The sequence below is a fragment of the Geobacillus sp. FJAT-46040 genome (assembly GCF_002335725.1).
Lineage (GTDB): Bacteria > Bacillota > Bacilli > Bacillales > Anoxybacillaceae > Geobacillus > Geobacillus thermoleovorans.
Genome location: NZ_NISS01000001.1, coordinates 3332534 through 3334106, shown reverse-complemented (window position 1 = coordinate 3334106; position 1573 = coordinate 3332534). Strand labels below are relative to the sequence as shown.

Annotated in this window: 3 pseudogenes; all 3 read left to right on the top strand. The window is 40.2% G+C overall.

The window, feature by feature from the left end:
* A pseudogene (locus CD000_RS17735) lies at nucleotides 1-363 on the top strand (transposase); the annotation flags it as partial.
* 446 nt (nucleotides 364-809) lie between these two features.
* Nucleotides 810-1079: pseudogene (gene geo26A, locus CD000_RS17725) on the top strand (geobacillin 26); the annotation flags it as partial.
* A gap of 105 nt (nucleotides 1080-1184) precedes the next feature.
* Nucleotides 1185-1573 (top strand): annotated as a pseudogene (locus tag CD000_RS17720) (IS982-like element ISGsp1 family transposase); the annotation flags it as partial.

Here is a 1573-nt window from a genome sequence, read left to right as displayed (position 1 = left end):
TTGAAACAGGGATTCCATGTCATCGCGATGCTCAAGACGAACCGGATTCTCTACCCGAAAGGCATCGCCATCCAAGCCAAGCAGTTCGCCCGCTATATCGAGTCCAAAGACACCCGCCTCGTCACGGTGGGGCAGGAGCGTTATCGCGTGTATCGCTATGAGGGGGCCATCCATGGCCTCGATGACGCGGTGGTGCTGCTGGCTTGGAAGGCGGATCAGCCGATGGCGCCGGAACATCTTCATTGCATCTTGAGCACCGACCGGGAACTCGGGGACGAAGACATCTTGCGTTACTACGCCCAGCGCTGGACGATCGAGTGCTTTTTCCGGCAGGCGAAAGTTCAACTGAAGCTGGATGAATTCTAAAGAAGTCAATATTTTTCGTATCACTGGAAAGAAATGAAGTCAGTATTGATAAAGATACCAATTTTGTTGTATTATAGAACTGATAACTAGGAGGATTAAAATGGGAAAAACTATATTATTTACAATGTTAAGTATTGTTTTTTATTTTTGCTTATATTTCCTAACACTTAGAATCATTAATTACTATGAATCTTTAAAAACATTCAGTATTAATTCATTTGTTCCATTTATTATTATCATAGTAATTGTTATTTTCTTAGGAATCATCATTAGGAAAACCATGTTTAATAATTCTACTGATAGAAGTTTGTTTACTATAGTGTTTGTCGCGGGATTCATCTTATATTTAATAGTTATATTTGTTAAATATATACAGTGATTCATTTTGAGTCACTTAGTATATCTTAAAAATTAATATTCACAAAAAAGGGGGATTGATAATCGTGAAAAAAATTTTTTTGATGTTTTTTGCTGTGTTTATGGTCTTTGTAAATGCTATACCATCATTTGCTAGTGCCGAGTCTACTGAACTAAATACAGACTTACAAAAAATTCGGAATTTAGATGTGAATCAAGAGCTTACAATCCAAATTATAAAAGATAATAAACAACAACGTGTAGTAGAAGTATTTGAGAAAGACACAGGAAAGATTTATAGATCTATTTTTAATAAAAAAGATAATTCATTTGAAACTGTTGAGATAGATAAAAAAAACCCGTGGTGCTAGATAAACTTGATCAAGCATAAAAATAGCCCTTGCTGGCGGATCTCCAGTAGAATGAAAGTGTCACCCAACATTCGAAAGGAGAGATCCCCCATGCAAGAGCACTTTCATTTTACTACAGATCCAGCCAAACTTCAAAAACAATATGCCGCTATTTTCTGTTTTGTTTCTGCCCAACTGTCGTTGATTCAAATGTATCTTCATCGCCGCAACCGTCACTTGGTCAAGCAAGAAGACGAAGTGGTCATGGCGGTTCACCTTTTGGGGAAGCTGCTGGGCTTTTCTTCCGAACGAGCCTGGCATCGTTTTGTCACGGGAAATTTGTTCACAAACGGCTCGTTTCTTGAACGCTCCCGATACAACCGCCGCTGCCGGGCGCTTGGTTTCGCCATCAAATGGATCCGTCATGAGCTGGCGAAACGTGGCCAACACCATGCTTATGCGGTCGTCGACAGCTTGCCTCTTCCGTTGTGCCATCCCGT